This is a genomic window from Bifidobacterium asteroides, assembly GCF_030758775.1.
In the GTDB taxonomy this organism is placed as follows: Bacteria; Actinomycetota; Actinomycetes; order Actinomycetales; family Bifidobacteriaceae; genus Bombiscardovia; species Bombiscardovia kimbladii.
In genome coordinates this window covers 617,958-644,931 of record NZ_CP132384.1, presented here as the reverse complement: position 1 = coordinate 644,931, position 26,974 = coordinate 617,958, and the positions used below count along the sequence as shown (strand labels likewise).

The window sequence follows — 26,974 nt, the reverse complement described above, 5'->3', positions numbered from 1 at the left end:
TCACCGCCGTCCCATATGGTGAGACGGTTCCGGGCGTATCCTAGGCCGACGGCAGGCAGGAGGGTCCGAAGACCGACTTGATCTCGGCCATCATGGAGGTGTCGTGCCTGGTGCGGAATCCGTCGCCAAAGGTCAGCAGGCGGACGTTGCCCCGGTCGTCGGTGACCGCCAGACGAACCTGGCAGTAGCCGGGGTGGGACTTGAGTATCCGGGCCAGCCGCTCCATGTGCCCCCGATCCAGGGCCTGCCTGGGCAGGGTGATGGTCAGAGGCCGCTCGTCCGCCGACTCCAGGACGGGCACCTCCATATCGGTGACGCGGATGTTGGTGGCCTCGTCCCGCAGCTCGACCACACCCTTCACCCGGATGACCGAGTCCAGGACCAGGTCGTCGGAGTGGGCGTCGTAGACCTTGCCAAAGAACATGCACTGAATGGAGCTCTCCAGATCCTCGATGGTGACGATGGCCCAAGGATTGCCCTTCTTGGAGACCCGGCGGTCCACAGCAGTGACCAGCCCCGCCAGGGTCACCGCCTTGCCGTCCATGCCCTTGGACCGGTTGAGCAGCTGGGCGATGGACATGTCACGCATGCCAGCCAGAACCGAAGTCATGCCGCTCAAGGGATGGTCGGACACGTACAGACCCAGCATCTGCCGCTCGAAGTTGAGCTTGGTAGACTTGTCCCACTCGTCGATGTCGGGCACGGTCACCTGGGCATCGCCCAAGGCATCCTGCTGGGGCACGTCGTCATCGGGGTCGGCGAAGAGATCGAACTGGCCCTCGGCCTGCTTGCGCTTGATGGGCATGACCTGGTCGACGGCCTCGTCATGAATCTGGAAGAGGGCCCTCCTGTTGGGGTCGATGCCGTCGAAGGCGCCGCCCTTGATCAGGGATTCCACGGTTCGCTTGTTGAGCACCTCCATGGGCACCCGCTTGACGAAGTCCATGAAGTTGACGTACTTGCCCCGGGGCCCCTGGCGTTCCTTGATGATGTCCGCCACCACCTTGTCGCCCACATTGCGGATGGCTCCCAGGCCGAAGCGGACCACGTCGCCGACAGCGGAGTACTCGGCCACGGACTCGTTGATGTCAGGCGCCAGGATGCGGATGCCCATCCTTCTGGCCTCACCCAGGTAGAGGGCGGTCTTGTCCTTGTTGGTCTTCTCGTTCTGCAGCAGAGCGGCCATGAACTCCACCGGATAGTGGGTCTTCAGGTAGGCGGTCCAGTATGCGATCAGGGCGTAGGCCGCGGAGTGCGCCTTGTTGAAGGCGTAGCCGGAGAAGGGCACCAGGACGTCCCAGACCGCTTGGGCGGCCTCCTGGGAGTAGCCGTGCTCTTTCATGCCCTGGAAGAAGGGGACCTGCTCCTTGGCCAGGACATCGGGCTTTTTCTTGCCCATGGCCCTTCGGAGCACGTCGGCTCGGCCCAGGGAGTAGCCGGCCAGAATCCGGGCTGCGGACTGGACCTGCTCCTGGTAGACGATCAGACCGTAGGTCTCGTCAAGCACGCCCGCCAGGGGCTTGGCCACCTCCGGATGAATGGGCTCGATCTTCTGCAGCCCGTTCTTGCGCTTGGCATAGTTGATGTGCGAGTTCATATCCATGGGCCCTGGCCGGTAGAGGGCGATCAGGGCGGAGATGTCGTTGAAGTTGTCGGGCTTGAGCATGCGCAGCAGGGATCGCATCCCGTCGCCATCGAGCTGGAAGACGCCCAGGGTGTCGCCCCGGGAGAGCAGCTGATAGGTCTCCTTGTCGTCCAGGGGGACTTTCTCGATGCTGATGGGCTCCTTGCCATTGCGCTTGATGTTGGCGACCGTGTCCCTGATGACCGTCAGGTTGGACAGCCCCAGGAAGTCCATCTTGACCAGCCCCAGGGTTTCGCAGGTGTGGTACTCGAAGGTGGTGGTCACCGTACCGTCGGTGCGCTCCATCAGCGGCGAGGTATTGGTGATGGGGTTGGAGGCCATGATGGTGGCGCAGGCGTGCACGCCGGTCTGGCGGATGATGCCCTCGATGCCCTTGGCTTCCTCGGTGATCCGCTTGACGTCCGGGTTGGACTCGTACAGGTCACGGAACTCCTTGGCCTCCGGGTAGCGCTTGGACTGGGGGTCGAAGATCTCCTTGAGGCTCATGTCCTTGCCGTTGACCGTGGGCGGCAGGGCCTTGGTGACCTGGTCGCCCACCGAGTACTCGTAGTCCATGATCCTGGCCGAGTCCTTCAGGGCCTGCTTGGTCTTGATGGTGCCGTAGGTCACGCACTGGGCCACCTTGTCGGAGCCGTACTTGCGGCCCACGTAGTCCAGGACCTTCATGCGCCCCTCGGGGTCGAAGTCCACGTCGATATCGGGCAGGGAGACGCGCTCGGGGTTGAGGAAGCGCTCGAAGATCAGCCCGTGCTTGAGCGGATCCAGCTCGGTGATGCCCATGGCGTAGGCCACCATGGATCCTGCCGCCGATCCACGGCCCGGCCCCACCATGATGCCATGCTGCTTGGCCCAGTTGATGTAATCGGCCACCACCAGGAAGTATCCGGTGAACTGCATCTGGCAGATGACCCCGCACTCGTAGTCGGCCTGGTGGGAGACCTCCTCGGGCACCCCGTCCGGGTAGCGGTTCTTCAACCCCTCGTCCACCTTCTTCAGGAAGAGGGAGGTCTCGTCCCAGCCCTCCGGGCAGTCGAAGCGGGGCATGAAGGCCCCGTCCTCGTGATCGTCGAACATGACGTTGCAGCGTTCCGCGATCTCCAGGGTGTTGTCGCAGGCTTCGGGGAACTCCTTGAAGATCTCCCGCATCTCCTGTGCCGAGCGGATGTAGTAGCCGGTGCCGTCGAACTTGAAGCGTCCAGGGTCGGTCAGCCGGGATCCCGAGTTGATGCAGAGCAGGGCATCCTGGGCCGAGGCGTCCTCCTTGCGCACATAGTGCGAGTCGTTGGTGGCCACCAGGGGGGCATCCAGACGACGGGCGATCTCCAGCAGTTCCTTGGTCACCCGATGCTCGATCTCCAGCCCGTGGTCCATCAGCTCCACGTAGTAGTTCTCCTTGCCGAAGATGTCCTGGAACTCCCCTGCCGCCCGCAGGGCCTCGTCGAACTGGCCCAGCCTCAGCCTGGTCTGGATGATGCCCGAGGGGCAGCCGGTGGTGGCGATGACCCCCTGGTGGTAGGTGGACAGCAGGTCCTTGTCCATGCGGGGCCACTTGCCGACCAAGCCCTCCAGATTGGCCACCGAGGAGGCCTTGATCAGGTTGACCAGACCCGTGTCGTCGCTGGCCCAGAGGGTCATGTGGGTGATGAAGCCGCCTCCGGAGACATCGTCGGAACGCTGCTCGTCGGTTCCCCAGTGGACCCGGCTCTTGTCCTGGCGGGCAGTCTCAGGGGTCACGTAGGCCTCGATGCCGATGATGGGCTTGATGTCGGCATCCACGGCCGTCCGCCAGAGCTCGTAGGCCCCGTGCATGTTGCCGTGGTCGGTGATGGCCACGGCCGGCTGCCCCAGCCGCCCCACCTCGGCAACCAGGTCGGGGATCCTGCTGGCCCCGTCCAGGGTGGAATAGTGGGTATGGGTGTGAAGGTGAACGAAGTCTGACCGGGTTGAGGACATATCTCCAACTTACCCAGGACCCTGGCCGAATCGCCGGAGTCCGCTAGCTGCGTATACCAGTGGCGCTCTGGCGTTCTATCTGCAGGGCGCGGCGCAGATCAGCCGGATAGGAGGAGACCACCTTGGTCCAGATCTTGGTGCGGGGATGGCGGAATTCCAGGCGCATGGCGTGCAGCCACTGCCGCTTCAGGCCCAGTCGCTCCGCCAGGTCGGGGTTGGCCCCGTACATGTGGTCGCCCACCAGGGGGTGGCCTATGGAAGAGAAGTGCACGCGTATCTGATGGGTGCGCCCGGTCTCCAGATTGACGCTGACCAGGGTGGCCGAGCCGAAGCGCTCCAGTACGTCCCAGTGGGTGATGGCCTCCTTGCCTGCAGGGGTGACGGTGAAGCGGAAGTCCGAGACCCGGGCCCGGCCGATGGGAGCCTCGATGGTGGCCTTGTCCTGGGAAAGATTGCCCTGGACCAGGGCGTGGTAGATCTTGACCACCTCATGCCGAGCGAACTGCCGGCGCATCTCCTTGTAGGCCAGGTCGGACTTGCAGACCAGCATAAGGCCGCTGGTGCCTGCGTCCAGGCGGGAGACGATGCCCTGACGGCCCTGGGCCCCCATGGAGGTGATGTGGGTGCCCCGCTGCAGGAGGCTGCCCAGAACAGTTGGTCCGGTCCAGCCTATGGAGGGATGTGCCGCCACCCCAACCGGCTTGTCAACGACGACCACGTCCTCATCCTCGTAGACCACGGGCATGTCCTCAGCCACCGGCTCCACCTGTGTGGCCGGCTCGGGTTCGTCCAGCTCTATCAGATCGCCGCTCATCAGGGTGGTGGCCTTGTCCACCCGACGGCCCATGATCCGCACATGGCCCTGGGCCACCAGATCGCTGGCCTTGGCCCTGGACAGGCCCAGCATCTTGGACAGGGCCATATCCAGGCGCCGACCCACCAGGGCATCCGGCGTGGGAAGAAGCCGGGTCACTTGGCCGCTCCCCCATGTTCTTTGGGTTGGGATCTGTCGCTGAACTGCACGTTGCAGGCAATGAGCGCCACCACGGCAATACCGGCCAGAGTCAGATAGATGTCGGCCACATTGCCCACCGACCATCCGTAGTCCAGAAAGTCGACCACGGCACCGTCAAGAAAGCCTGATGCATAGGCCACCCGGTCGATCAGATTGCCTGCCGCCCCTGAGAAGGCCAGGGAGAGGGCCAGGGTCCAGGCCATGGAGGTGGTCCGCAGGGCCAGAACAATGATGAGCAGGCAGGCGGCCAGGGCGATCAGGGATATGACCCAGGTACTCCCGGATCCCAATCCAAGAGAAGCCCCAGGGTTGCGCACCAGTCGCAGACCATGCAGAGGACCCGGCAGTGCCACACTGACCCCCTTGCCCAGCCGAGCCAAGGCCAAGGCCTTGGTCACCTGATCCAACGCTATGGCCACTGCCGCCAGAGCGACGAAGACGGCCACGCGCCCGCGCAGCCGTCTCTTGTATGTGTTCTTGGTCATTACCGGATGGAATCAGTGGGCCTGTTCGGACTTCTTTTCCATGGACTGGTAATTGCTGGTGTCCGAGATCTGGTTGATGAGCTGGTTGAGGAACTCGGTCAGCTTGCTGCGGTAGCCCGCCTCGAACTGCTTGAGACCCTGGATGTTCTCCTCCAGAACCTTGGACTGATCCATGAGCTTGTTCTTGACATCGGCGGCATAGCGGTCGGCGCTGTCGCGGGTGTTCTTGTCGTACTCCTGGGCACGGGTCTGCACCTGGGTCTCGTACTCGTCGGCCTGGGTGTGCTGGCGCTTGGAATAGGCGTCGGCGTCGGAACGGGTCTTGACCGAGTACTCGTCAGCCTGGGAGCGTACGCGCTGTGAGTAGCCATCGGCCTCGGAGTGCACGCGCTTGGAATACTCGTCCACTTCGGCGCGGGTCCTCTTGGAGTAGTCCTCCGCCTTCTTGACGATGTCGTCGTGCTGGGCGTGGCCCTCGGCCACCAGCTGGGAGGCGTTGGCCTTGCCCTTGTCGACGTACTGATCGTGCAGTTGCATGGCCAGGGTGAGCATGGCGGTGGCCCTCTCGGGTTCGCTGCTGGCCTCGGCGCCAGCGCCCGCGATCCGCTGCAGGCTGCCCGTTTCGGTGGAGGGCTCGGCCTTGGAGACCTGCTGACGCAGCTGCTCCTCGCGCTTGCGGGACTCCTCCAGCTCCTTGTTCAGCTGTTCGGTGCGCTGTTGCTGCTCCTGAGAAGCCTTCTGGGCCTGGGTGACCTGCTGGCGGGCCGTGGCCATGCCCTGCTGGGAGGCATTGAGCTGGTTGGTCAGAGCCTGGACCTGCTGGCGGGCCTGGTCGCGCTCCTTTTGCATGGCCGTCAGCTGGTTGGTCAGCGCCTGGGTGTTGTTGCCTGCGGCGGCCTGGGCGGTAAGCTGGTCGATTTGGGAGTTGAGCTGCTCGACCTGACGCTTGAGCTGGTCGTTCTGGGAGGCCAGGGTCTTGACCTGGCTCTGGGACTCGGCCAGCAGTCGCTTGGTCTGGGCATCCACGGCAGGCTGTTGGGCGGCGGACCCCTGGGCCTGCTTCAAATCCCGGTTCTCCTTCTGCAGGGATTCGACCTGAGCCGTCAGGTCGGAAATCTTCGAGTTCAGCGAGGCCACATCGGTACCCAGGGACTGGGTGGAAGCAGCGTTGCCTTGCATGGCCTGCTTACCCAGAGCTTCAACCGTATCGGTGACCTGATCCAGGAAGTCGTCGACCTCGTCGACGTCGTAGCCTTCCTTAAACCGCACTGTCTGGAAGGTATGCTCCCTTATGTCATTAGGCGTCAATAGAGCCATATGTTTCTCCACCTCGCTTCAGGCCAACCAGCCCGATTGTGTTCTCTTACTGCATGCTAGCACGGAGTCTGCCGTATCCACGGTCTTGCTCTTACCCCAACAGCACCTGGATGATGATCAGGGCCGCGTAGAGCACCATGAAGGAGACGTCAAGCTGGATCCTGCCCATGGGCAGAGGCGGAATATACCGGCGCAGCCAGCGCAGGGGCGGCTCAGTCAAGGCATAGATGACCCGAATGAGCGAGGCCACGAAGCCACGAGGGTACCAGCGAGGCGACAGAACCAGGACCCAGTCCAGAATCATCCGCACGAAGAGGATCAGCAGGTAGGTCTCAATGCAGATGTCTATCAGATATCGAATAAAAAGAAGAAGCATGCGTCTCTAGGCTCCTGCAGACACGGCTGCCAGGGCATCGCTCACTGGGCGAAAAGCCCCTTGGCCGAAGAGCCTGACTCGGGCTCCTCCACCTTGATGTTGACCTGCGCAGGACTGAGCAGAAAGACCCTGGGAGTGACCCGCTCGATGGACCCGCGTACCCCGAAGACCACGCCTGCCGAGAAGTCGACGATCCTGTAGGCCACCGACTCGGACACGCCAGTCAGGTTGAGGACCACCGGCACTCCGTCCCGCAGGGCCCTGCCGACCATCTGGGCATCCTCATAGGACTTGGGATGGATGGTGGTGATGCGGTTGATCCGGCTCTGGAAGGGCGTGGACTCGGCCTCCTGGCTGCTGGACGTGGATTGCGGAGCCATGGGAGTCACAGAGTGATCGGTGTCGAAGCCATCGCGGGCCTCGTCATCGTCGGCCAGGTCGTCGTCATCGTCGTCTACGACGTCCGACATGCCGAAAAAGGACATTGCGTTCTTCATCAATCCTGCCATACCTGCTCCTTCGCCTGATTACCGCAGAAAGTCAGGGATATCCAGATATCCCGGGTCGGAGGTGCCGTCGTCGCCGGAGGCGGGGGGCACCACATCGTGTTCGGAAGTCTCATCTGACTCCGCCTGGGCGGAAGGGGTCGTCAGCGGCTGCTGGGGCTGCTGGACCGGGGCGGCCGCTGCTGGCGTGGTGGTCGTGTCCACTGCAGGGGCCGGGGTCTCGTCCTTCTTTGGTGTGGGATCGAATCCGGCGGCGATGACCGTGACCCGCACCTCGTCCCCGTAGGCGTCGTCCAAGGCCAGGCCCCAGATGATCTGCGCCTCGGGATGGATGGCATCCTGAACCAGCTGGGCGGCGGCAGATGCCTCCTGCATGCTCAGGTCGGTGGGGCCAGCCACGTTGATCAGGGCCCCGTGGGCACCCTCGATGCTCTCCTCCAGGAGCGGGGAGGAGATGGCGATCTCGGCGGCCTGGGTGGCTCGATCCTCGCCCCTGGCTGCGCCGATACCGAAGAGGGCGGTGCCTGCATCCTTCAAGATGGCGGTGACATCGGAGAAGTCCACGTGAATGTAGGAGTTCATGGTGATCAGGTCAGTGATGCCCTGAACACCGGCCAGCAGGGCCGTGTCGGCGGTCTTGAAGGCATCCATGACCGAGACTGTGCGATCCGAGAGGTCCAGAAGCCGATCATTGGGGATAACGATAAGGGCATCGACCTCCTTGCGCAGGTTCTCGATGCCCGATTCGGCGGAAGCGGAGCGCCTGGGTCCCTCAAAGGTGAACGGCCGGGTGACTACGGCGATGGTCAGTGCGCCTTGCTGACGGGCTGCACGCGCAACCAGTGGGCTGGCGCCAGTGCCTGTGCCGCCGCCCTCCCCTGCAGTGACGAAGACCATGTCGGCGCCCTTGAGAACCTCTTCGATATCGGACTGATGGTCCTGGGCAGCCTTGGCGCCCTTCTCTGGATCGGCTCCGGCCCCCAGGCCGCGGCTGTTGGCATCGGAAAGGGAGATCTTTACATCGGCTTCTGAGCGCAGGAGATCCTTGGCATCGGTATTGATGGCAACAAACTCGACATTCTGCAGACCCTCGGCGATCATGCGATTGACAGCATTGCCACCGGCTCCACCAACACCAACGACCTTGATGTTGGTCTTGTCATTGAAATTGTCATTCTGGGCAATCTCGCTCACAGTATGCTCCCGTCACTCACGTTACGCTCAACTCTAGCGCAGGTCGTATACGCCAACACGCATTTGCCCACAGGCGTTCCGACCCTCCCTGACGGCCATGTGCCTAGGGTCCGGGAGGACAGAGCCAACCGCCCTGGCCTTCCGAGAGAACCTCCACGCCGTTCTGTCCGTATTCTAAACCCTGATTCTAGACCCCGATGCGCACGGTTGGCGACAGGAATATTTCCGGCTTCAGTAGGAGGCATCCATGGGGTCGTTGCCGAAGAGCGTCTCGCGCTCCTGATGGGTGGTGGTCCGCGAATCCAGCCAGCCATAGGGAAGACGGACCTTCTTGGCATAGCGGACCCGGCCACGGGGCTTGCCGGCCACGGCTCGTGGATAGGGCATGTCCTGATCCAGATCGGCGATGCAGCGGTCCAGCTCCTCCAGGCTCTCGCAGGCCATGAAGTCGCGGCGCACCTGGCCTCCCACCGCGAAACCCTTCAAATACCAGGCCACATGCTTGCGCATGTCGTGGACGGCCATGCGCTCGTCGCCGTCGTAGAACTCGACCAGAAGCCGGGCATGGCGGGCCATGATGGCCCCTACCTGGCCCAGGGTTGGCTCCTGCCTTTCCGGGGAGCCAGCCAGGGCCGCCGCGATGTCGGCGAAGAGCCAGGGACGGCCCTGGCAACCCCGACCGATGGCCACGCCTGCGCAGCCGGTCTGGGCAAACATATCCAAGGCATCTTCGGCGGTCCAGATGTCGCCGTTGCCGAAGACGGGGATATCAACGGCCTGGACCAGCTGAGCGATCCGGTCCCAGTCAGCATGGCCGCCATAGTACTCAGCCGTGGTTCTGGCATGCAGGGTCACGGCGGCGCATCCCTCCTCCTGGGCGATGTGCGCCGCCTCCAGGAAGGTCTCGTGCTGGTGATCGATGCCCACACGGATCTTTGCGGTGACGGGGATCCCGGCAGGCGAGCAGACGGCGACCACCCGATGGACCAGTTCGGCGAAGAGGTCGGTCTTCCAGGGCAGGGCGGACCCGCCGCCGTGTCTGGTGACCTTGGGAACCGGGCAGCCGAAGTTCATGTCGATATGATCGGCCCAGCCCGCATCAACCACCATCCGGGTAGCTTGTTCCATGATCTGCGGGTCCACCCCATACAGCTGCAGGGATCGCACCTTCTCCTGCGTGGCGAAGCGACAGAGCCGGAAGGCCTTGGGGTTGCGCGCCACCAGGGCCCGGGCCGTCACCATCTCACCCACATACAGTCCGTCGGGACCGTACTCCCGGCAGAGCAGGCGGAAGGGCCAGTTGGTCACGCCCGCCATAGGCGAAAGCATGACCGGCACAGGCACGGTTATCGGGCCCAGCTGCACAGGGGCAGCCTTCGGGGTCGGGCGATCAGTCTCAGTACCGGCCACCGGCCTCGGCCACCTTGATGGGTTCGCTCTCGTCAGTGCCTGGCTCGCTGGCCAGGTCCGTGTAGCCGTCAGCGGCACGTGAGCCGGTCAGGTCGGATGGGCCCATGGGATAACGCACCCGCTGCTCACCGACGACCCGGCGCACATAGTCCTCCACCTGGTCCAGGGCCACCCGGTCCTGCTGCATAGAGTCGCGGTTGCGGATGGTGACCGCCTTGTCGTCCAGAGTGTCGAAGTCCACGGTGATGCACAGAGGCGTGCCGATCTCGTCCTGGCGACGGTAGCGACGACCGATGGCGCCGGACTCGTCGTAGTCCACCATCCACTCGTTCTGGCGCAGGTCGGCGGCCAGGTCATGGGCGATCCGCTGCAGATCGGGCTTCTTGGACAGGGGCAGGACGGCGGCCTTGACCGGGGCCAGCCTTGGGTCCAGACGCAGCACGGTGCGCCGGTCGACCCCGCCCTTGGTGTTGGGGGCCTCGTCCACGTCATAGGCGTCGACCAGGAAGGCCATCAGCGAGCGCGTCAGGCCGGCAGCGGGCTCGATCACGTAAGGAATATACCGTTCCCCGCTGGCCTGGTCGAAATAGCTCAGATCCTCGCCCGAATGTTCGGCATGGGCCTTGAGGTCATAGTCGGTGCGGTTGGCTACGCCCTCCAGCTCGCCCCACTCGGAGCCCTGGAAGCCGAACCGGTACTCGATGTCCACGGTCCGCTTGGAATAGTGGGCCAGCTTCTCCTTGGGGTGCTCGTAGTGGCGCAGGTTCTCGGGCTTGACGCCCAGGTCCACGTACCAGCGGGTCCTGGCGTCGATCCAGTACTGGTGCCACTGCTCGTCGGTACCAGGGTGGACGAAGAACTCCATTTCCATCTGCTCGAACTCGCGGGTACGGAAGATGAAATTGCCGGGAGTGATCTCGTTGCGGAAGCTCTTGCCCATGTTGGCGATGCCGAAGGGGGGCTTGGAGCGGGAGGAGGCCATGACGGACTTGAAGTCCACGAAAATGCCCTGGGCGGTCTCGGGGCGCAGGTAGTGCAGGCTCTTCTCGTCCTGTACAGGACCCAGGTGGGTCTGCAGCATCATATTGAAGTCGCGCGGCTCGGTCCACTGACCCTTGGTGCCACAGTCCGGGCAGGGAATGTCCTTGAGGCCGTTTTCCGGATCATGGCCGTGCTTTTCGACGTAGGCCTCCTCCAAGGTATCGGCCCGGTGCCGCTTGTGGCAGTTCAGGCACTCGATCAGGGGGTCGTTGAATACGGACACGTGGCCCGAGGCCTCCCAGACCGCCGTGGGCAGGATGACCGAGGTATCCACGCCGACCACATCGTCGCGGGTGACCACCATGGTCCGCCACCACTCACGCTTGATGTTGTCCTTGAGGGCCACGCCCAAGGGGCCATAGTCCCAGGCCGAGCGCGTCCCGCCGTAGATCTCCCCTGCGGGAAAGACGAATCCTCGGCGCTTGGCCAGGGAGATGACCTCATCCAGTTTCGATACTGCCACTGATCACACCTTCTGCTCGGGAGCCCCTCCTGGGGACATACGACCTGATGACCGGCCTCCAGCATACCTTCGGCGGGTGACCTGCTGTCAGCGCAGAGGCCTACCCTTGAGGAAGGTGCGGGAGGCCGCGCAGGTGACCGCAAGGGGACACCGGGCATCCTGCCTGCCAACCCCAGTCGACGAGGAAAGGTTCCCGATATGCCTAATGTGAACGACCCATCCTATCTGAACACCGTAGCCGAGGTCACCATTGCGCCCTCTGGTCAGGGTGAGGAGCTGTCCACCTATGTGGCCCAGGTCATCAAGGTCATCAGGGATTCGGGGCTGCCCAACCAGACCAATGCCATGAGCACCGTCGTCGAAGGGGATCTGCATAGGGTCATGGAGGTCGTGGAAGAAGCCACACGGGTCCTGGCCGAGCAGGGATACAGGACCGGCGTCAGCCTCAGGCTGGACATCCGTCCCGGCAAGCGGGATCAGATCCATGAGAAGGTGGAGCGGGTCGACCGGATTCTGGGCGGGGAAAGCCGCTGAAAGCTCCCTGCCGCTCAAGATCAGCCGGGCTGAAATCGCCTGAGCAAGTTAAGGTGTGCCCATGATCACGATGAAGCAGATCGCCGAACGCACAGGCGTGTCCGTCTCCACAGTCTCTCTGGTGCTCAACGGCCGCGACAAGGGCAGAGTCAAGTCGGAGACCGCCCGGAAAGTGCGCAGCACAGCCAAGACCCTGGGTTATCGGCCCAATCCCATGGCTCGGTCGCTGCGCACCAGCAAGACCGGCATGCTGGGCTTCATCAGCCAAGAGGTGGCCACCACGCCATACGCCGGCGCCATCATTCAGGGTGCGCAGGATGCGGCAGCCGAGCGCGGCTATGTGCTTCTCACCGTCTCCACCGAAGGGGGCGTTCGGGAAGCCGAGCAGATCCAGGCCCTGAAACGCTATGGGGTGGACGGTTTCCTCTTCGCCAAGATGTATGACCAGGATGTTGACCTGCCCCAGGCTCTGCGCTCCTGCCCTGCCGTGGTGGTCAACGCGGCGGAGCGGGCCAACCGCTGTCCCAGCATCGCCCCCGACGAGTTCCTGATCGGCTACGATGCCACCCGCCACCTGATTGAATCAGGCTGCCGCCGGGTGGCCTACCTGGGCACCACACAGGATCTGCCGGCGCAAGAAGACAGAATGCGGGGGTATCAGGCCGCTCTCAAGGAAGCTGGGTTACCTGCAGGCCAGTCCTTGATCCGACTGGTGGGCTTCAACCAGGATGCCATGGATCAGGCGAACGACCTGATGGACGACCAGCACCCCGATGGGGTCTTCTGCTTCAATGATTCGCGCTCCATTTACCTCTACCAGGCGGCCGCAGCCCGCCATCTGGTCATCGGCAGGGACCTCAATCTGGTGGGCGTGGACAACCACCAGGTCATAGCCGAGACAATGGCACCTCCCCTGAGCACAATCGAACTCCCCCACTACGAGATGGGCTTCTGGGCGGTGCGACGACTGCTGGCGCAAATCAATCCCCGTCGCGTTGCCCTGCCCCTGCCCAAAACCCGTGCCGTCCTGCCGCCACTCGATCAGGCTGGCGTGGTGCGCATTCACTGCGCCCTAATCCGCAAGGGCTCCACCCGCCTCGATGCCACCTTGAACACGGTCCCAGCCACCCACTAAAGCCGAATCACATCCGTCCTCATCGCAAGACGGTGAAGCAAGATTGAATCCTGGAGGATTTCGTGCCAATTGCCAATCGGCCAACCTCCATTGCTAGTTGCTAATCGTACTTACAGGCAAGCACACCAACCGTCAATCGTTTGACGTAAATCGATTGACGGCCTACTATACCTACCAGGATTCGCTCTGCACACAGTAAGTGCATCGAACCGGAAGGCACTGCGGAGAAGCGGTGCACAACAAGTGAGGGAGGGGCAGCATGGCCGCCAAATCATCAGCATGGAGGAATCCATCATATTTGGAATCCTCTACCGGAATATTCTTCTTCTTCTGCGCCTGGGGCATCTGGTGGTCCTTCTACTCGCCATGGCTGATCAACGGCCTTGGCATGACGAACACACAGGTCGGCAACATCTACTCCATCAACTCCGTGGGCACGCTGATAATAATGTTTGTCTACGGGGTAATACAGGACGAGCTGGGGGTCAAGCGTAGGCTCGCCATCTTCATCGCCGCCATTGCAGCGCTGGTCGGACCTTTCGTGCAGTTCATCTACGCCCCCCTCATGCATTCCAACCTGATCCTGGGCGCCGTACTCGGTTCAATCGTTCTATCCGCAGGTTTCATGTCAGGCTGCTCCCTGATCGAGGCCATCACCGAGCGGTACAGCCGCAAATTCGGATTCGAATACGGCCAGTCCCGCGCCTGGGGCTCCTTCGGCTACGCCATTGTGGCTCTGATCGCAGGGTTCACTTTCAACATCAACCCGATGATCAACTTCTGGCTGGGGTCCGCCTTCGGCGCGTGCATGCTCCTGGTCTACGCCTTCTGGATCCCCGATGAGCAACGCGAGGAGATCAAGCGAGAGTCCACCCCCGAGGGCGAAAAGTCCCAGCCCTCCCTGCGCGACATGATCCATGTCCTGGGCATGCCCGCCCTCTGGCTCCTGATCGTCTTTGTGATCTTCACCAACACCTTCTACACGGTCTTCGACCAGCAGATGTTCCCCAACTACTATGCCAACCTCTTCCCCACCCCGGAACAGGGTCACGAGGTCTACGGCATCCTCAACTCCATCCAAGTGTTCCTGGAATCAGCCATGATGGGCGTGGTTCCCATTATCATGCGCAAGATCGGCGTGCGTAACTCCCTTCTGCTGGGAGCTACGGTCATGTTCGCCAGGATCGGCCTGTGCGGCTTCTTCCACGATCCGGTCATGGTCTCTGTTGTCAAGCTCTTCCACTCCATTGAGGTCCCGCTCTTCAGCCTGCCGGCCTTCCGCTACTTCACCCTGCACTTCAACCCCAAGCTGTCCGCCACCCTCTACATGGTGGGCTTCCAGATCGCCTCCCAGGTCGGCCAGGTGGCCATGTCCACCCCGCTGGGCATCCTCCACGACCGCGCCGGCGACCGGGTCACCTTCTACACCATCTCACTGGTAGTACTGGTCGCCTTGATCTACGGTATCTTCGTGCTCAAGCGCGACGACCAGCAGGTTGACGGCGATCCCTTCATCAGGGATTCGCAGAAGTCCGCCGTGACCCGGGGCTGATCCCAACGTCAACCGTAATCAGCACCCATCCAACCCGAAAGGATTCAAGGATGAACCAGCCAACAACCAAGGAAAACGCCGACATGAGCGCTCAGCTGGACAAGGCCCAGAAGAGCATCGACCGGCTCTTCGCCACCCGCAATGACCGCTGGTATCCCCAGTGCCACATCGCCTCCAAGGCCGGATGGATCAACGACCCCAACGGCCTGAGCTATTACAAGGGGCGCTACCATGCCTACTTCCAGCTCAACCCCTACGGGAGCGAGTGGGGAAACATGCACTGGGGTCACGTCTCCAGCGCCGACCTGGTCACCTGGCGGCGTGAGCCCCTGGCCATGGCGCCCACCCTTGAGGTCGAGAAGGACGGAGTCTTCTCCGGATCAGCCGTTGTGGGCGACGACGGCCGCCTGACCATCTACTACACCGGTCACCGCTGGCGCAATGGGGTCAACGAAGATGACGGCAACCTCCAGGAGCAGTGCATGGCCGTCTCCTCCGACGGCATCCACTTCGAGAAGAAAGGTGTTGTGGTTCCCTGCCCCGACGACAAGATCCTGCACTTCCGTGACCCCAAGGTGTGGAAGATGGGCGGGCTCTGGTACATGGTCTTCGGAGTCAGCACCCCCGCCCACCGGGGCGAGATCTGGATGTATACCTCCAATGACATGGAGCACTGGACCTTCGACCGAGTGATCTACCGGCACCCCGACCCTGAGGTCTTCATGCTGGAATGCCCCGACATGTTCCCCCTGGAGGACAAGTGGGTGATCTGCTACTCGGCCATGGGCCTGAAGCCCCACGGGTTCGAAGCCCGCAACCACAACAACGCCGGCTACGTGATCGGCAGCTGGCAGCCCGGCGGCGACTTCCAGCAGGAGACTGAGTTCCACCTCTGGGATGACGGCCATAACTTCTATGCCCCGCAGACCTTCCAGGCCCCTGACGGCCGCCGGCTGGTCTTCGGCTGGATGAGCCCATTCACCGAACCCATCCCCATGCAGGAGGATGGCTGGTGCGGCCAGTTCACGGTACCCCGCGAGGTCACCTTGGCCGGTGATCATCTGCGCTGCCTGCCGGTGCGCGAGTTCTCCGACCTGGACCAGGACAGGCAGGACTTCGGTCCCATCGAGCTGGAGGTCAACGGCAGCCAGGATCTGGTTGACGACGCGCAGACCGCCGACATCGCTATGGAAATCGACCTGAACAAGTCCCAGGCCGAGCGCATCGGCCTGGAGATTCATCGGACCCAATCAGGTGACCACACGCTGGTCTGCTATGACGACCAGCTGGGCCGCGTGGTGCTCGACCGCCACTGCAACACCTATGGGGACCGTGGCTACCGCACTGCTCCCGTCGACAAGTCCTCGGGCAAGCTCAAGCTGCGCATCATCGTGGACCGGGGCTCGATCGAGGTCGTCATCAACGACGGGCTTGAGATCATGTCCTCCTACTCCTTCCCCGCCGAAGGGCACCGCGGCATCCGCCTGATCGCCGAATCCGGCGAGGGCAAGGCCCTGATCGACTCCCTCTCCATCGCCAGGCTGGGCACCATCTGGGAAGAGCCGGATCGCTGATCCCCTGTCCTGGTCGGCACAAGGAAAGGCCTGCCCTCTGAATCACTCAGGGGGCAGGTCTTTTTGTTTTTCAAGCATCGCTTTCAAGCATCGCCTTCAAACATCCATGGTCAGAACCAATGAATCGGAAATCCTAGAGGAAGCACCGGTCCTTTAGCACTGACTCCTTGCCGGAGATCGCCAGTCATGACTAGGTCTCAGACCTTTGATCTGCGGGACCGGAAGCCATTGGTGTGGCCGATCCGACTTCGGCTTTACTTGCCGACCTTGACCAGCAGAGCCATCAGCCCGGAGGCGATGGCCGCCGCGCCCATGAAGAGGAAGGCTCCGACGAAGGAACCGCCGGCCGCCTTGACCAGGTAGCCGATGATCATGGGGGCCAGGAATCCACCCAGGGTGCCGCCGGTGTTGATGATGCCGATGGCGGAGCCGATGATATGCGGGTCCATGATCTTGTGGGGCCAGGTGAAGATGCCGGTGAAGGCCACCACGGAGACGCAGGATACCAGGATCAGCAGCAGGAGGGAGAGCCAGATGTTGCGCGAGAAGACGAAGCATACGACCAGGACGGCGCTGATCACCCCGGCACCCAGGATGGCCAACTTCTCCCTGCCCAGGAAGAGCTTCGAGAGCAGCTGACCAGCGTAGATGGTAGCAACGGTCGAGAAGACCGCGTTGACCGCCAGCAGGATGCCTGCCTGACCGATCGAGAGCCCGAAGGTGTTTTTGATGAAGGTGGGCATCCAGGAGATATTGCCGTACAGGAGGATGTTCAGCAGCAGCATGGCCACGAAGAGGACCAGCACGTTCCGGTTCTTCAGAACCTCGAGGAACCCTGCCCCCTTGGCTCCGGGCTTCTGGTCAGCCTCGGGCTGGCGGGGCTTGGAGGGCACGAAGATCAGGATGCAGACAAAGGCCAGCAGGTAGAGGGTGCCCAGCACAGCGTAGGCCAGGTGCCAATTGATGGCGACCAGGTTGGCGCCCAGGACGAAGGCCAGAATGCCGCCGATGCCCGAGGTCGACAGGATCAGCGACTGGACGAAGGTACGCCGTTCCTGGGGGAAGTTCTCCGCGATCGACTTGGAGCAGGAGGGCGGGTAGCCGCCGTGGCCCATGCCAGCGAAGAACCGGACGATGATGAAGAAGGCCAGACCATTGGCCAGGCCGAACAAGTAGCTGAACAGACCGATGATGATCATGGAGGCCATCAGCACACGCTTGGCCCCAAGCCGGTCGGCCAGCCAGCCGCTGGGAATCTGCATGAGCGAGTATCCCAGGAAGAAGGCCGACATGATGATGCCTGTCTGCCCCGAGTCAAGGTGGAACTGCTCGGAGATGGGGATGATGGCGGTCGAGATCATGTTCTTGTCCATGTACACGATCGAGTAACCGGCCATCAGGGAGAAGATCAGCGTTCCGCTCGCCGTTTTTGAGGATTGCTTGATTGCCATTGGTCTGTCATCCTTCAGTAGAAACCGGCCGCCGCCGGGCAAGGTGATCCGCAAAGATCACAGGGCCTGGCGGCAGCCGAACAGTAGAGGTCAGTGGGGCATCACATCGTCAGGAATGACGACCTTGTACTCCTGACCGGCGAAGGTCTTGTCGAAGTCCTCCTTGGCGGCCTTGACCAGATCCGGATCGGTAAAGGCATCGTAGGCGGTCAGGGCCAGGGTCTTGCCCGCAGCCAGCAGGCCCTTGTGAGCCACCGAGGACTTGCCGTTGGCCGCCCACTGCCAAGAGTGAGCAGAAGTGCCCTGGGGCTCGAAGCCGCCGCTGAACTGGGCGGTGGGCGTCTGCCAGCTGACATCGCCGACGTCGGTGGATCCCGATGCCGTATCGGTGAAGACCAGTGGATACTTCTTCAGGGCCATGGTCGACTCGGCCATCTTCCTGACTTCCTCATCCGTCAGATCAGGGAAGGCCTCCTTGGTGCGGCTGAGCACCCGCTGCTTGCCCGCCTCGGGGACCGTGTCCGTGTAGCGGCGCTCGTAGTCCACCTCCTGCTGGTCCAAGGGCAGTGGGCCGACGAGGTCCAGGTTCCTGTCTATGGCCTCGGTCAGCGGATGGTTCGGAATGAAGTTGTAGCAGGCCGCGTCGAACTCCTCCTTGACCTGGGTCTCGGTCATCAGGGCCGCACCCTGGGCGATCTTCTCAACACGCTTGAACAGATCCTGCGCCTGATCCATCCTGGGGGCGCGCACGAAGTAGTAGAGACGGGCGTGGGACTGCACCACGTTGGCCGACTCGCCGCCTGCGTCGATGAAGGCGTAGTGCACACGGGCCGCATCGATCATGTGCTCGCGCAGGAACTGCACGCCCACGTTCATCAGCTCAGCGGCATCCAGGGCGCTCCGGCCCAGCTCGGGAGCCGCAGCCGCGTGGGCCGGCACACCGGTGAAGTCGAAGTAGGCCTGCAGGACCGCCAGGCTGGAGGAGCCCCAGGCCTGGGTCACATCCGAGGGATGCCAGGACAGGGCCAGATCCAGCCCGTCGAAGACCCCGTCCCTGGCCATGAAGGCCTTGCCGTAACCCGACTCCTCAGCCGGGCAGCCGAAGACCTTGATGGTCCCCTTGAGGCCCTTCTCCTGCATGAAGGTCTTGATGCCCACGCCTGCCGCGACGGCGGCCATGCCCAGGATGTTGTGGCCGCAGCCTTGCCCGTTGCCGCCTTCGACCAGGGGCTTGTGCTCGCCCAGGTCGGCCACCTGGCTGAGCCCTCCCAGGGCATCGTATTCGCCGGTGATGCCGATCACCGGACGGCCCGAACCCCAGGTCGCCACGTAGGCGTAGTCCATATGGCCCACGCCCTTCTCGATCTCGAAGCCCTCCAGCTCCAGCACCTTGTAATGCTGCTGGACCGATTCCTTGACGGCAAACCTGGTCTCGGGGGTGCCCCAAATATGATCGGCTGCCTCGATGAACTCCTGTGACTTGTCCTCGATGATCTGCATGATGCGTTGCTTGTCGTCCACGCCTGTCGACTCCTTCGTTTCGTTTGCTGCGCTGATTTCCACGGCGGACACATGGCCTGCTCCGCTGTGATAAGTCACAGACTACCTTTCATGGGCGTTACGAGGGTGTTCAGACGTGTAAATTTGGACGACTATGGGTAACCTCACAAAATTGGAGGTTCTGTCTTCTCAGGCATTCTCCGCGCCGCCAAAGCGCCTGTCCCGGTGGATGTAATCGTCGATGGCCCGCCAGAGCACCTCACGCCCGCAGTCCGGGAAGAGCTCAGGGACGAAATCCAGCTCCGCATAGGCCGCCTGCCAGGGCAGAAAGTTGGAGGTGCGCTGCTCCCCAGAAGTGCGCATGACCAGGTCGCAATCCGGAATGTCGGGGTTGTAGAGGTGCTGGGCGATCATCTTTTCAGTCACCTTGGAGCCCTTGATTCGCCCAGCCGCGACTTCTCGGGCGATGTCTGTGGCTGCATCGGCCAGCTCAGCCCTGCCCCCGTAGTTGATGCAGAAGATCACATCGATCCTGGTGTTGTGGCGGGTGCGCTCCATGGCCGCCTCCAGCTCGTCGATGACCGACTTCCAGAGCCGGGGCCGACGACCCGCCCAGCGCACGCGCACCCCCCAGTCGTCCATCTGGGCCACCCGGCGGTGGATGATGTCCCGGGAGAAGCCCATGAGAAAGCGGACCTCAGAGGGCGAGCGTTTCCAGTTCTCCGTGGAAAAGGTGTACAGGCTCAGGTAGCGGACCCCGGCCTCAATGGCCCCGGCTATGGTGTCGAAGACCACCGGCTCGGCAGCCCGGTGACCCTGGGTGCGCTCCATGCCCCTCTGCTTGGCCCAGCGGCCATTCCCATCCATGATCACACCCAGGTGCCGCGGGACTGAGCCCTTGGGGAACTGCGGGATACGCGCGGGGTCGGAGAAGGGGGCTGCAGGCACATCCAGAGAAGTGTAGTCGACGGGGTCAAAGCTCATGCTTCAAGAATCTAATAGCCGCAGAGACCTGATGGGCCGCTCCAGGTAATATTCGCCCCATTTCTCAACAAGACCGTCGCAGAGGGGGGTGGAGTCCTTGCCGTCCAGCTTGGACCAGTCCCCGCTGCTCAGCGCCCGGAAGCGGGCCAGGGTGGCGGAATCCACTGCCACGGCGTCGGTAGGCCTGTCCCGGCTGCAGACCACCCCGCCGCCAGGCACCGAAAAGTGGGTCAGCTGGTCGGTCCGGCCGCAGACGATGCAGGAATCCAGCCGGGGCCTCCAGCCAGCCAGCGCCAGGGACCGCAGCAGGTAGGAGGCGCCGATGTCACGGGGTCCATGCCGGTGACCAGCCAGGCTGGCCAGGGCGGAGGCCAGCAGACGGTATTGCTCAGGGGCCGGCTCGTGCTCGCCCACCACCAGCTTGTCGGCGGTCTCAAGCATGACGCCCCCGTTGGCATAGAGGTCATAGTCGGCGCATATGGCATCCGCATAGGGAGCTATGCAGACCGCCTGTGAGACGATGTCCAGGTTGCGGCCACGGGAGATGAGCAGGTCGTCACGCATGAATGGCTCCAGCCGCGCGCCGAAGCGGGACTTGGTCCGTCGCACCCCCTTGGCCACGGCCCTGACCTTGCCGTGCCCCCTGGTCAGAATGGTGACGATCCGGTCTGCCTCACCCAGTTTGACCGTTCTGAGGACCAGGCCCTCGTCACGATAGATAGCCACGACGGCCCCGTCCTTTCATTGGTAGATGAACAGGCCCCAGAAAGCGAAGATCAGCAGGACTCCGAACATGGCCAGGGTGGTGACGGTGAAGAGCGCGACGCCAAAGCGGGTGGAGGCCAGCACAGGCCTGGGATCCATGCTCCGCATCTGCTGGCGCAGACTGGGGCCGCCGGCCTTGCTTGTGCGCACCTGGTCGGGCAGCCGGTCCAATCCCCTGAGTGAGGCTACCTCGACCATACGGGCGAAGGTGCGCGACCAGGCCCAGATGACCAGGGCGCAGACCACCTGGATGACCGGCCAGCTCCAGTAGCTGACCCCAGCCTGGTCGGGCACGCCGCCCCAGCCCAGGCGTACCACGGCCATGATGACCTGGCCCAGACCAGCTCCGAAAAGGACCAGGGTAGCCAGGGTGGTGCCGGTAATGGTGACCAAGGTGCCGCCGAAGCCATGGCTGAAGCCCAGGACCGGGTCCTTGCGCCGGCGCAGACGGAATAATTTCATCAGACCGGCCACCAAAGCCATAATCAAGGCCGCCAGCAAAAGCACCAGGGTCAGCAGGTGCAGGACCAGCATATAGATGGTCAGCGAGCGTCGCCCCCGCAGGTCAGTAGGCACGGCGATGGACTGGTGGATGGTGGCCCCACCCACGCTGGGGCTGGTCTGATGCAGGCCATGGACCTGACCCACCGCCCAGTCGACCATGTCCTGCTGGTAGTGGTCGGCCAGGGGCGTGCCGGTCCGGGCCTCATCTCCCAAACGCAGCACATGGTTGGAGACCGGGTAGGAACGCACAGTGACGTTCTCGTTGCCCGAGGCGTGGGCCTGGGCGAGCACGCGTTGCACCCCCTCCACCTGGGCGGTCATGACATCCTTGGCCCCGTAGGCCAGCAGGGTGGGAATGGCATAGGTGCTGCGGTCGGTGGGGTCGATGTCCAGATTATTCAGGCCCAAGAGGGAGGCATCGGTGCTGAAGAGCCGACGGACCACCGACTGGTAGCCCTGGTTGGCTCCGGCAATGGCGAAATCCTGGGCTACGAAGAAGCCCATCGCGTGCCGCGGCGAATAGACCATGGGGCTCAACAGGATCTGGAAGGCGATCCGGTGGTCCATGGTCAGCAGCATGGCGGCGATCCAAGTGCTCTCGCTGGTGGCATAGATGCCTACCTTGGATGCATCCACATCAGCCCGGTCGCGCAGTAGATTGGCAACCCGCTCGTAGGCCTTGGCCGAGGCGGGATAGTCCCGGTCGGCATCATTGGTGGACCAGACCGGCTTGTCCAGCACGGCGGTGACGAAACCGGCAGAGGCCAGGGTTCGGGCCACATCCCCGAAGGAGTTGTCGCAGGTGCCGTAACCGGCGCCGTGCATGAAGACTACGGCTGGCCGATGCCCTGAGGCCTCCTTGGGGGCGCGGATCAGTATTCGGATGCGTTGGTGCTCGCCAGTGGCTGGCCGTTCCACGCTCAGTTCCTGGTGACGGGATTCGACCTGGTACTGCCCCACGGCATCCCTGTCAACCCCAGCAGGCCAGTCGAAGGTGACCGCGGTGTCCGGAGTCAGCGTGGGAAAATTCTGATCCACTGGTTCGTATTTCCAGGGGACGGCGGTCAAGTGGGAGACCGAGGCCAGCAGACCCATGAGAATGATGAAGACGGGCAGGCTGGTCATGAGCCGCCTGACCCTGCTCCACCCGCTTGCAGGGAGGGAACGCTCAACCTCTTGGGACACGTCGGCCATTGTAGCCGGTGGCGGGGATGGCGCTTACGCCCTCAGCTGGCACGGCCGGTGACCGGGACCACCATGGGCCCTGCCTCCGGCAGGGTTTCACCCTGGGCCGCCGCCTTGGCATCCATCTGGGCGGCGATTTCCTTGGCCCGTTCCAGCAGCGTGGGGACAATCTGGTCCTCGGGCACGGTCTGCACCACCTTGCCCTTGATGATGATCTGGCCCTTGCCGTTGCCAGAAGCCACCCCCAGATCGGCCTCCCTGGCCTCGCCAGGTCCGTTGACGATGCAGCCCATGACGGCCACCCGGATGGGGGCGGTGATGTCCTTGAGCCCCTCGGTGACCTCCTTGGCCAGCTCGATCACGTCCACCTGGGCCCTGCCGCAGGAGGGGCAGGAGATGATGTCGAAGTGGCGCTGGCGCAGCCCCAGGTACTCCAGGATCTTGCAGCCCACCTTGACCTCTTCCACAGGCGGTGCGGACAGGGAAACACGAATGGTGTCGCCGATGCCCTCGGCCAGAAGCGCGCCGAAGGCCAGACAGGACTTGATGGTCCCCTGCCAGGAGGGCCCGGCCTCGGTCACGCCCAGGTGCAGGGGCCAGTCGCCCTTGGAGGCCAGAAGCCTGTAGGTCTGGACCGTGGTGACGGGATCGTGGTGCTTGACGGAGATCTTGAAGTCATGGAAGCCCACGTCCTCGAACATGTGGGCCTCTTTCAAAGCCGAGGCGACCAGGGCCTCAGGGGTGGGTCCGCCGTAGCGGGCGTAAATGTCCTTGTCAAGGCTGCCGGCATTGACCCCGATGCGCAGGGAGATGCCTGCATCGGTGGCGGCCTTGCAGATCTCGGGGCCGACCTGGTCAAACTTGCGGATGTTGCCCGGGTTGACCCTGACGGCTGCGCAGCCCGCATCGATGGCCTGGAAGACGTACTTGCTCTGGAAGTGAATGTCGGCGATGACCGGGATGGGCGACTTCTTGGCAATGATGGGAAGCGCGTCGGCATCGTCCTGGCTGGGCACAGCCACCCGTACGATGTCGCAGCCGGCGGCGGCCAGCTCGGCGATCTGCTGCAGGGTGGCATTGATGTCAGCGGTGACCGTGTTGGTCATGGACTGCACCGATATGGGGGCTCCCCCGCCGACCGGCACAGGCCCCACCATGATCCGACGGGAGCGGCGACGAGGATGCAGCGGAGTCTGGCTGATGGCCTGCTCGCCTGTCTTGCGGAACCCCTGAGAGGATGTTGACTGTTCGGTCTTGGGAATGCTACTCACGCTGTCATGTCTATCAAAGCATCAGCCCTTTGGCGTGCCTCATGCTCGACTTGCTCCATTACCTCCACGGATGTGAATGTTCCCGGAAGATGCGTTTCCATGGCATCCATGACCGAACGGATGGTTTCGACGATGCCCAGGTAGGGCAGCCGGTGATCCAGGAAGGCCCTGACCGCCTGCTCGTTGGCGGCATTGAAAACCGCGGTCATGGGCTCGCAGCTGCCCAGGGCCCGCCTGGCCAGGTTGACCGCCGGGAAGGCCTCATCATCCAGGGGCTCGAAAGTCCATGTATTGGGCTTGGACCAGTCGCAGGCCGCAGCCACATGGTCGAGACGGACGGGCGCCGACAGGCCCAGGGCGATGGGCAGACGCATATCCGGAGGGGAAGCCTGGCTTATGGTGGCCCCGTCCTGGAACTGGACCATGGAGTGGACCACGGACTGGGGGTGAACCACCACGGTGATCCGTTCGGGCTCGATTCGGAAGAGCCGGCTGGCCTCGATGACCTCCAGCCCTTTGTTGACCATAGTGGATGAGTTGATGGTGACCACCGGGCCCATGGACCAGGTCGGATGATTCAGGGCCTGCTCAGGGGTGACCTCGCGCATGGCTTGTCGGCTCCAGCCCCGGAAAGGACCTCCCGATGCGGTGACCACCAGACGGGCCACCTCTCCATGCTGCCCCGAACGCAGAGACTGCCAGATGGCTGAATGCTCGGAGTCGACCGGGTTGATCTGACCCGGCCGTATCTCGGCATCAAAGAGCAGATGGCCGCCGGCCACCACGGACTCCTTGTTGGCCAGAGCCAGCTGGGATCCGGCCTGCAGGGCCGCAATGGACGGGCGCAGACCGACTGATCCGGTGATGCCGTTGAGGACCAGATCACTGCCGGAGCCGGCCAGAGCCTGGACCGCCTCCATGCCTGCTTCTACTTGGATACCAGTCAATCCCAGGGCCTTGAGCGCCTCCTGCAGGGCCGGAACCTGGGCCCTGTCGGCCAGAGCCAGACGGGTCACGCCAAAATCACGGGCTTGACGGGCCAGGAGCTCAACATGCGCACCACCAGCGGCCAATCCAGTCACCTGGAACCGATCCCTATGAAGACTGATCAGATCCAAGGCCTGGGTACCGATGGATCCTGTGGAACCCAGGATAACCAGACTGCGAGATTGGTCGGCATCGTCCCTAGGCGACCAATCCGCCAGGGTACGTTCACGCTCGACCGGCAGACCGGCCTGCACGCCTTCACTCATCACTGCCAACTGACTCATCGACCGCCTTTATCCTGCTCCCCCTCGTCGCCGAAGGCCGGGAATGAAATATCAGGGATGTCCAGATCCATCTTGGGCAGATCCTGGTTGAGCAGGGAGTTCAGGTAGGAATCCGGATCCTGGTCCTGCTTGTTCCCTTGCGTGTTTTGTGAGTACCGAGGCTTGGCCCAGTCGGGCGTATCCGTGCTGCTTTCGGCTGTTTCGGCCCAAGGACGCTCCTGGGTCTCAGGTGCTGCTGGTGCCGGCTCCTCGTAGCTGCCCAAGGGCCCGCCTGCGCCCAGAGGTCCGTCGACGAAAGGCGACGAGATAACTGAGGTGGATCCTGGCACAGAAGAGTCTTCGGCGTCAGCCTCGTTCGAGGGGGACACCGGTGATTCCGGTCTTGTGGCGGGGGCGGATGCGGCAGGTGTCGAGGGGGTCGGCTGGAATACCGTCGGCTCAGGAGTCTGCGGTGCGGGGGAAGGCGAAGGAGAGGCCGTCGGGTTGAAAGGCACGGATTGTACAGCCGGCGCGGGTGCAGCCGAGCCTGCAGCGGAGACTGCAGGAGTATATGGCGCAGAGGTGGGCATAACCGATTCAGGCCGACCGGAGACAGCCGGATTTGTAGGAGCAACGGCCGCTCCGCCGCCGACATCGACTGAGGATGCAGACCGGGCTGAAGCTGTTGAAGGTGTATCAACACCGGTATCCACAGCCGCTCCAGCGCCGTCCTGAGCCAGTCGCTGGTTGACCGCTGAAGCCAGGGCACTCAGGGAGCTGTTGGGCTGGGCCGTCGGCACCGTCTGCGTGCTGGCAGCGGGAGCATCGAAGATGGCCCGTTCCGCCTGATGCAGTTGAGCGAAATCGTCCTGACTGCTTTGGTCCTCCGCAACAGGGGAAGCATTGGGGATGCTCCAAGCGGGTTCCTGACTCTGTCCGATCAGCGGCTGAACGCCCGAGGCTGAAGAGTCCTGCACAGGAAGCTGCGATTGCGCAGGAACAGCGGCAGGCGCCGTTGAACTCGCGCTTGCTCTCTTGGCCCTCTCGCTGACCCTGGCGAAGGACTCCAGCTGCTCCAGAAGCTCGACGGCCTTGGCCAGGAAGAAGTCCACCTGGCGCTCGTCATAACCCTTGGGCCCCCGCCGCTGGGTGAAGATGACGTTGGAGACGCGGTCAGCCGTGATGTCGGTGTTCTTCGACTTGCCCGAGTCCGTCTTCCGCCCCTCCTGCAGGTTGAGCTGGTCAGAAGTCTTGTTGAGGACCTGCTCGATCAGCCGCTCCACCTGCTTGCAGTCGTATGAGGGCATGCCGGGATCCCCGCGCTTGAAGACGCTGCCTGAGGGCCTGCCGGCATGAGTGGTCAGCTCCGATTGCAGACTGACCATTCTGGTCGTCCAACCATCCACGCCCACCCGGGCTATCTCCAAGCTGGTCTGCCTGTCGGAAATCACCCTCTCCAGTCGGGAGAGGGCTGCATCCACCTGGGTGATGATGTAGCCGTTCTTGCACAGGTCAAAGGAGGCGTTGGCTATCTCCTCCTGGGTCAGATCAGGATCCTGGCTCTCATAGAGCGAGTGCGCCCGCTCCAGGAAGGCGTCCACCTGCTTGGTGTCATACCCCCACTTGCGCTTGCCCGAGCGCGCGATGGTCGCCTCGGTTCCACGGGCATCAGGCTTAGCTGACATCAGGCATCGACCTCCTGACCTTTCTTGCCAACGATCGTCGTGCATCGATTCTACGTGAGCGCTAAGACGCGACTTCGGGCACGCCCCCTAAAAACCCCTGTGGTCCCGCCCGGACTCGAACCGGGGACATCCACCGTGTAAAGGTGGCGCTCTAACCAACTGAGCCACGGGACCAGCAC

21 protein-coding genes and 1 tRNA gene are annotated in these 26,974 nt (G+C 63.1%); 4 read left to right on the top strand and 18 right to left on the bottom strand.

Annotated features, from left to right (window positions below; translation table 11 throughout):
- Positions 1-40: 40 nt before the first annotated feature.
- The 9 genes from dnaE to RAM15_RS02265 all read right to left on the bottom strand — a co-directional run bounded on the left by dnaE (position 41) and on the right by RAM15_RS02265 (position 11,405).
- The gene (gene dnaE, locus RAM15_RS02305) at positions 41-3,598 is read right to left on the bottom strand and encodes a DNA polymerase III subunit alpha (protein WP_306221888.1); all 3,558 of its coding nucleotides are present in this window, start codon (positions 3,596-3,598) and stop codon (positions 41-43) included.
- Positions 3,599-3,641: 43 nt separating this feature from the next.
- Positions 3,642-4,571, bottom strand: coding sequence for an RluA family pseudouridine synthase (locus tag RAM15_RS02300; RefSeq protein ID WP_306221887.1), 930 nt, complete (start codon positions 4,569-4,571; stop codon positions 3,642-3,644).
- Positions 4,568-5,098: a signal peptidase II gene (locus RAM15_RS02295; protein ID WP_306221886.1), complete on the bottom strand. Its 531-nt coding sequence runs from the start codon at positions 5,096-5,098 to the stop codon at positions 4,568-4,570. The genes RAM15_RS02300 and RAM15_RS02295 overlap by 4 nt, the downstream gene beginning before the upstream one ends.
- 12 nt (positions 5,099-5,110) lie before the next feature.
- Positions 5,111-6,415 carry a DivIVA domain-containing protein gene (locus RAM15_RS02290; RefSeq protein WP_101432110.1) on the bottom strand — a complete coding sequence of 435 codons (1,305 nt, stop codon included), beginning with the start codon at positions 6,413-6,415 and terminating at the stop codon, positions 5,111-5,113.
- A gap of 91 nt (positions 6,416-6,506) precedes the next feature.
- Entirely contained in the window at positions 6,507-6,791 is a 285-nt protein-coding gene (locus tag RAM15_RS02285; protein ID WP_045924075.1) for a YggT family protein, read from the bottom strand.
- A gap of 41 nt (positions 6,792-6,832) precedes the next feature.
- On the bottom strand, positions 6,833-7,300 hold the full coding sequence (locus tag RAM15_RS02280) for a cell division protein SepF (protein ID WP_029677902.1): 468 nt from the start codon (positions 7,298-7,300) through the stop codon (positions 6,833-6,835).
- 18 nt (positions 7,301-7,318) lie between these two features.
- Positions 7,319-8,491 carry a cell division protein FtsZ gene (ftsZ, locus tag RAM15_RS02275; protein WP_045924073.1) on the bottom strand — a complete coding sequence of 391 codons (1,173 nt, stop codon included), beginning with the start codon at positions 8,489-8,491 and terminating at the stop codon, positions 7,319-7,321.
- A gap of 231 nt (positions 8,492-8,722) precedes the next feature.
- On the bottom strand, positions 8,723-9,901 hold the full coding sequence (dusB, locus tag RAM15_RS02270; protein ID WP_306221885.1) for a tRNA dihydrouridine synthase DusB: 1,179 nt from the start codon (positions 9,899-9,901) through the stop codon (positions 8,723-8,725).
- Positions 9,888-11,405 carry a glycine--tRNA ligase gene (locus RAM15_RS02265; protein WP_229133117.1) on the bottom strand — a complete coding sequence of 506 codons (1,518 nt, stop codon included), beginning with the start codon at positions 11,403-11,405 and terminating at the stop codon, positions 9,888-9,890. Before RAM15_RS02265 ends, dusB begins: the two co-directional genes overlap by 14 nt.
- 198 nt (positions 11,406-11,603) lie before the next feature.
- Here RAM15_RS02265 and RAM15_RS02260 point away from each other — a divergent pair, with 198 nt between their 5' ends.
- The 4 genes from RAM15_RS02260 to RAM15_RS02245 all read left to right on the top strand — a co-directional run bounded on the left by RAM15_RS02260 (position 11,604) and on the right by RAM15_RS02245 (position 16,200).
- Entirely contained in the window at positions 11,604-11,939 is a 336-nt protein-coding gene (locus RAM15_RS02260) for an MTH1187 family thiamine-binding protein (RefSeq protein WP_306221884.1), read from the top strand.
- Positions 11,940-12,000: 61 nt separating this feature from the next.
- Positions 12,001-13,074 (top strand): LacI family DNA-binding transcriptional regulator, encoded by a 1,074-nt coding sequence (locus RAM15_RS02255; protein WP_306221883.1) that lies wholly within the window; start codon positions 12,001-12,003, stop codon positions 13,072-13,074.
- A 259-nt stretch (positions 13,075-13,333) separates the two neighbouring features.
- On the top strand, positions 13,334-14,626 hold the full coding sequence (locus tag RAM15_RS02250) for an MFS transporter (protein WP_306221882.1): 1,293 nt from the start codon (positions 13,334-13,336) through the stop codon (positions 14,624-14,626).
- A gap of 50 nt (positions 14,627-14,676) precedes the next feature.
- Positions 14,677-16,200 carry a glycoside hydrolase family 32 protein gene (locus RAM15_RS02245; protein ID WP_306221881.1) on the top strand — a complete coding sequence of 508 codons (1,524 nt, stop codon included), beginning with the start codon at positions 14,677-14,679 and terminating at the stop codon, positions 16,198-16,200.
- Between the two features lie 254 nt (positions 16,201-16,454).
- Here the strand turns inward: RAM15_RS02245 and RAM15_RS02240 are convergent, their stop codons facing one another.
- From RAM15_RS02240 to RAM15_RS02200, 9 genes are all read right to left on the bottom strand, one after another.
- The gene (locus RAM15_RS02240) at positions 16,455-17,651 is read right to left on the bottom strand and encodes an MFS transporter (RefSeq protein WP_306221880.1); all 1,197 of its coding nucleotides are present in this window, start codon (positions 17,649-17,651) and stop codon (positions 16,455-16,457) included.
- Positions 17,652-17,741: 90 nt separating this feature from the next.
- The gene (locus RAM15_RS02235; protein WP_306221879.1) at positions 17,742-19,172 is read right to left on the bottom strand and encodes an amidohydrolase; all 1,431 of its coding nucleotides are present in this window, start codon (positions 19,170-19,172) and stop codon (positions 17,742-17,744) included.
- Positions 19,173-19,340: 168 nt separating this feature from the next.
- Positions 19,341-20,135, bottom strand: a complete 795-nt coding sequence (locus tag RAM15_RS02230) for an isoprenyl transferase (RefSeq protein WP_306221878.1) — start codon at positions 20,133-20,135, stop codon at positions 19,341-19,343.
- A gap of 3 nt (positions 20,136-20,138) precedes the next feature.
- Positions 20,139-20,861, bottom strand: coding sequence for a DNA repair protein RecO (gene recO, locus RAM15_RS02225; RefSeq protein ID WP_306221877.1), 723 nt, complete (start codon positions 20,859-20,861; stop codon positions 20,139-20,141).
- A 15-nt stretch (positions 20,862-20,876) separates the two neighbouring features.
- On the bottom strand, positions 20,877-22,529 hold the full coding sequence (locus RAM15_RS02220; RefSeq protein WP_306222227.1) for an alpha/beta hydrolase family protein: 1,653 nt from the start codon (positions 22,527-22,529) through the stop codon (positions 20,877-20,879).
- 101 nt (positions 22,530-22,630) lie between these two features.
- Positions 22,631-23,860, bottom strand: coding sequence for a flavodoxin-dependent (E)-4-hydroxy-3-methylbut-2-enyl-diphosphate synthase (ispG, locus tag RAM15_RS02215; RefSeq protein WP_180335377.1), 1,230 nt, complete (start codon positions 23,858-23,860; stop codon positions 22,631-22,633).
- Positions 23,857-25,131 carry a 1-deoxy-D-xylulose-5-phosphate reductoisomerase gene (gene dxr / locus RAM15_RS02210; RefSeq protein ID WP_306221876.1) on the bottom strand — a complete coding sequence of 425 codons (1,275 nt, stop codon included), beginning with the start codon at positions 25,129-25,131 and terminating at the stop codon, positions 23,857-23,859. The genes ispG and dxr overlap by 4 nt, the downstream gene beginning before the upstream one ends.
- Complete coding sequence (locus tag RAM15_RS02205; RefSeq protein WP_306221875.1) at positions 25,128-26,795, bottom strand: DivIVA domain-containing protein; 1,668 nt, start codon at positions 26,793-26,795, stop codon at positions 25,128-25,130. Before RAM15_RS02205 ends, dxr begins: the two co-directional genes overlap by 4 nt.
- Positions 26,796-26,895: 100 nt before the next feature.
- Positions 26,896-26,969, bottom strand: a tRNA-Val gene (locus tag RAM15_RS02200).
- Positions 26,970-26,974: the final 5 nt, after the last annotated feature.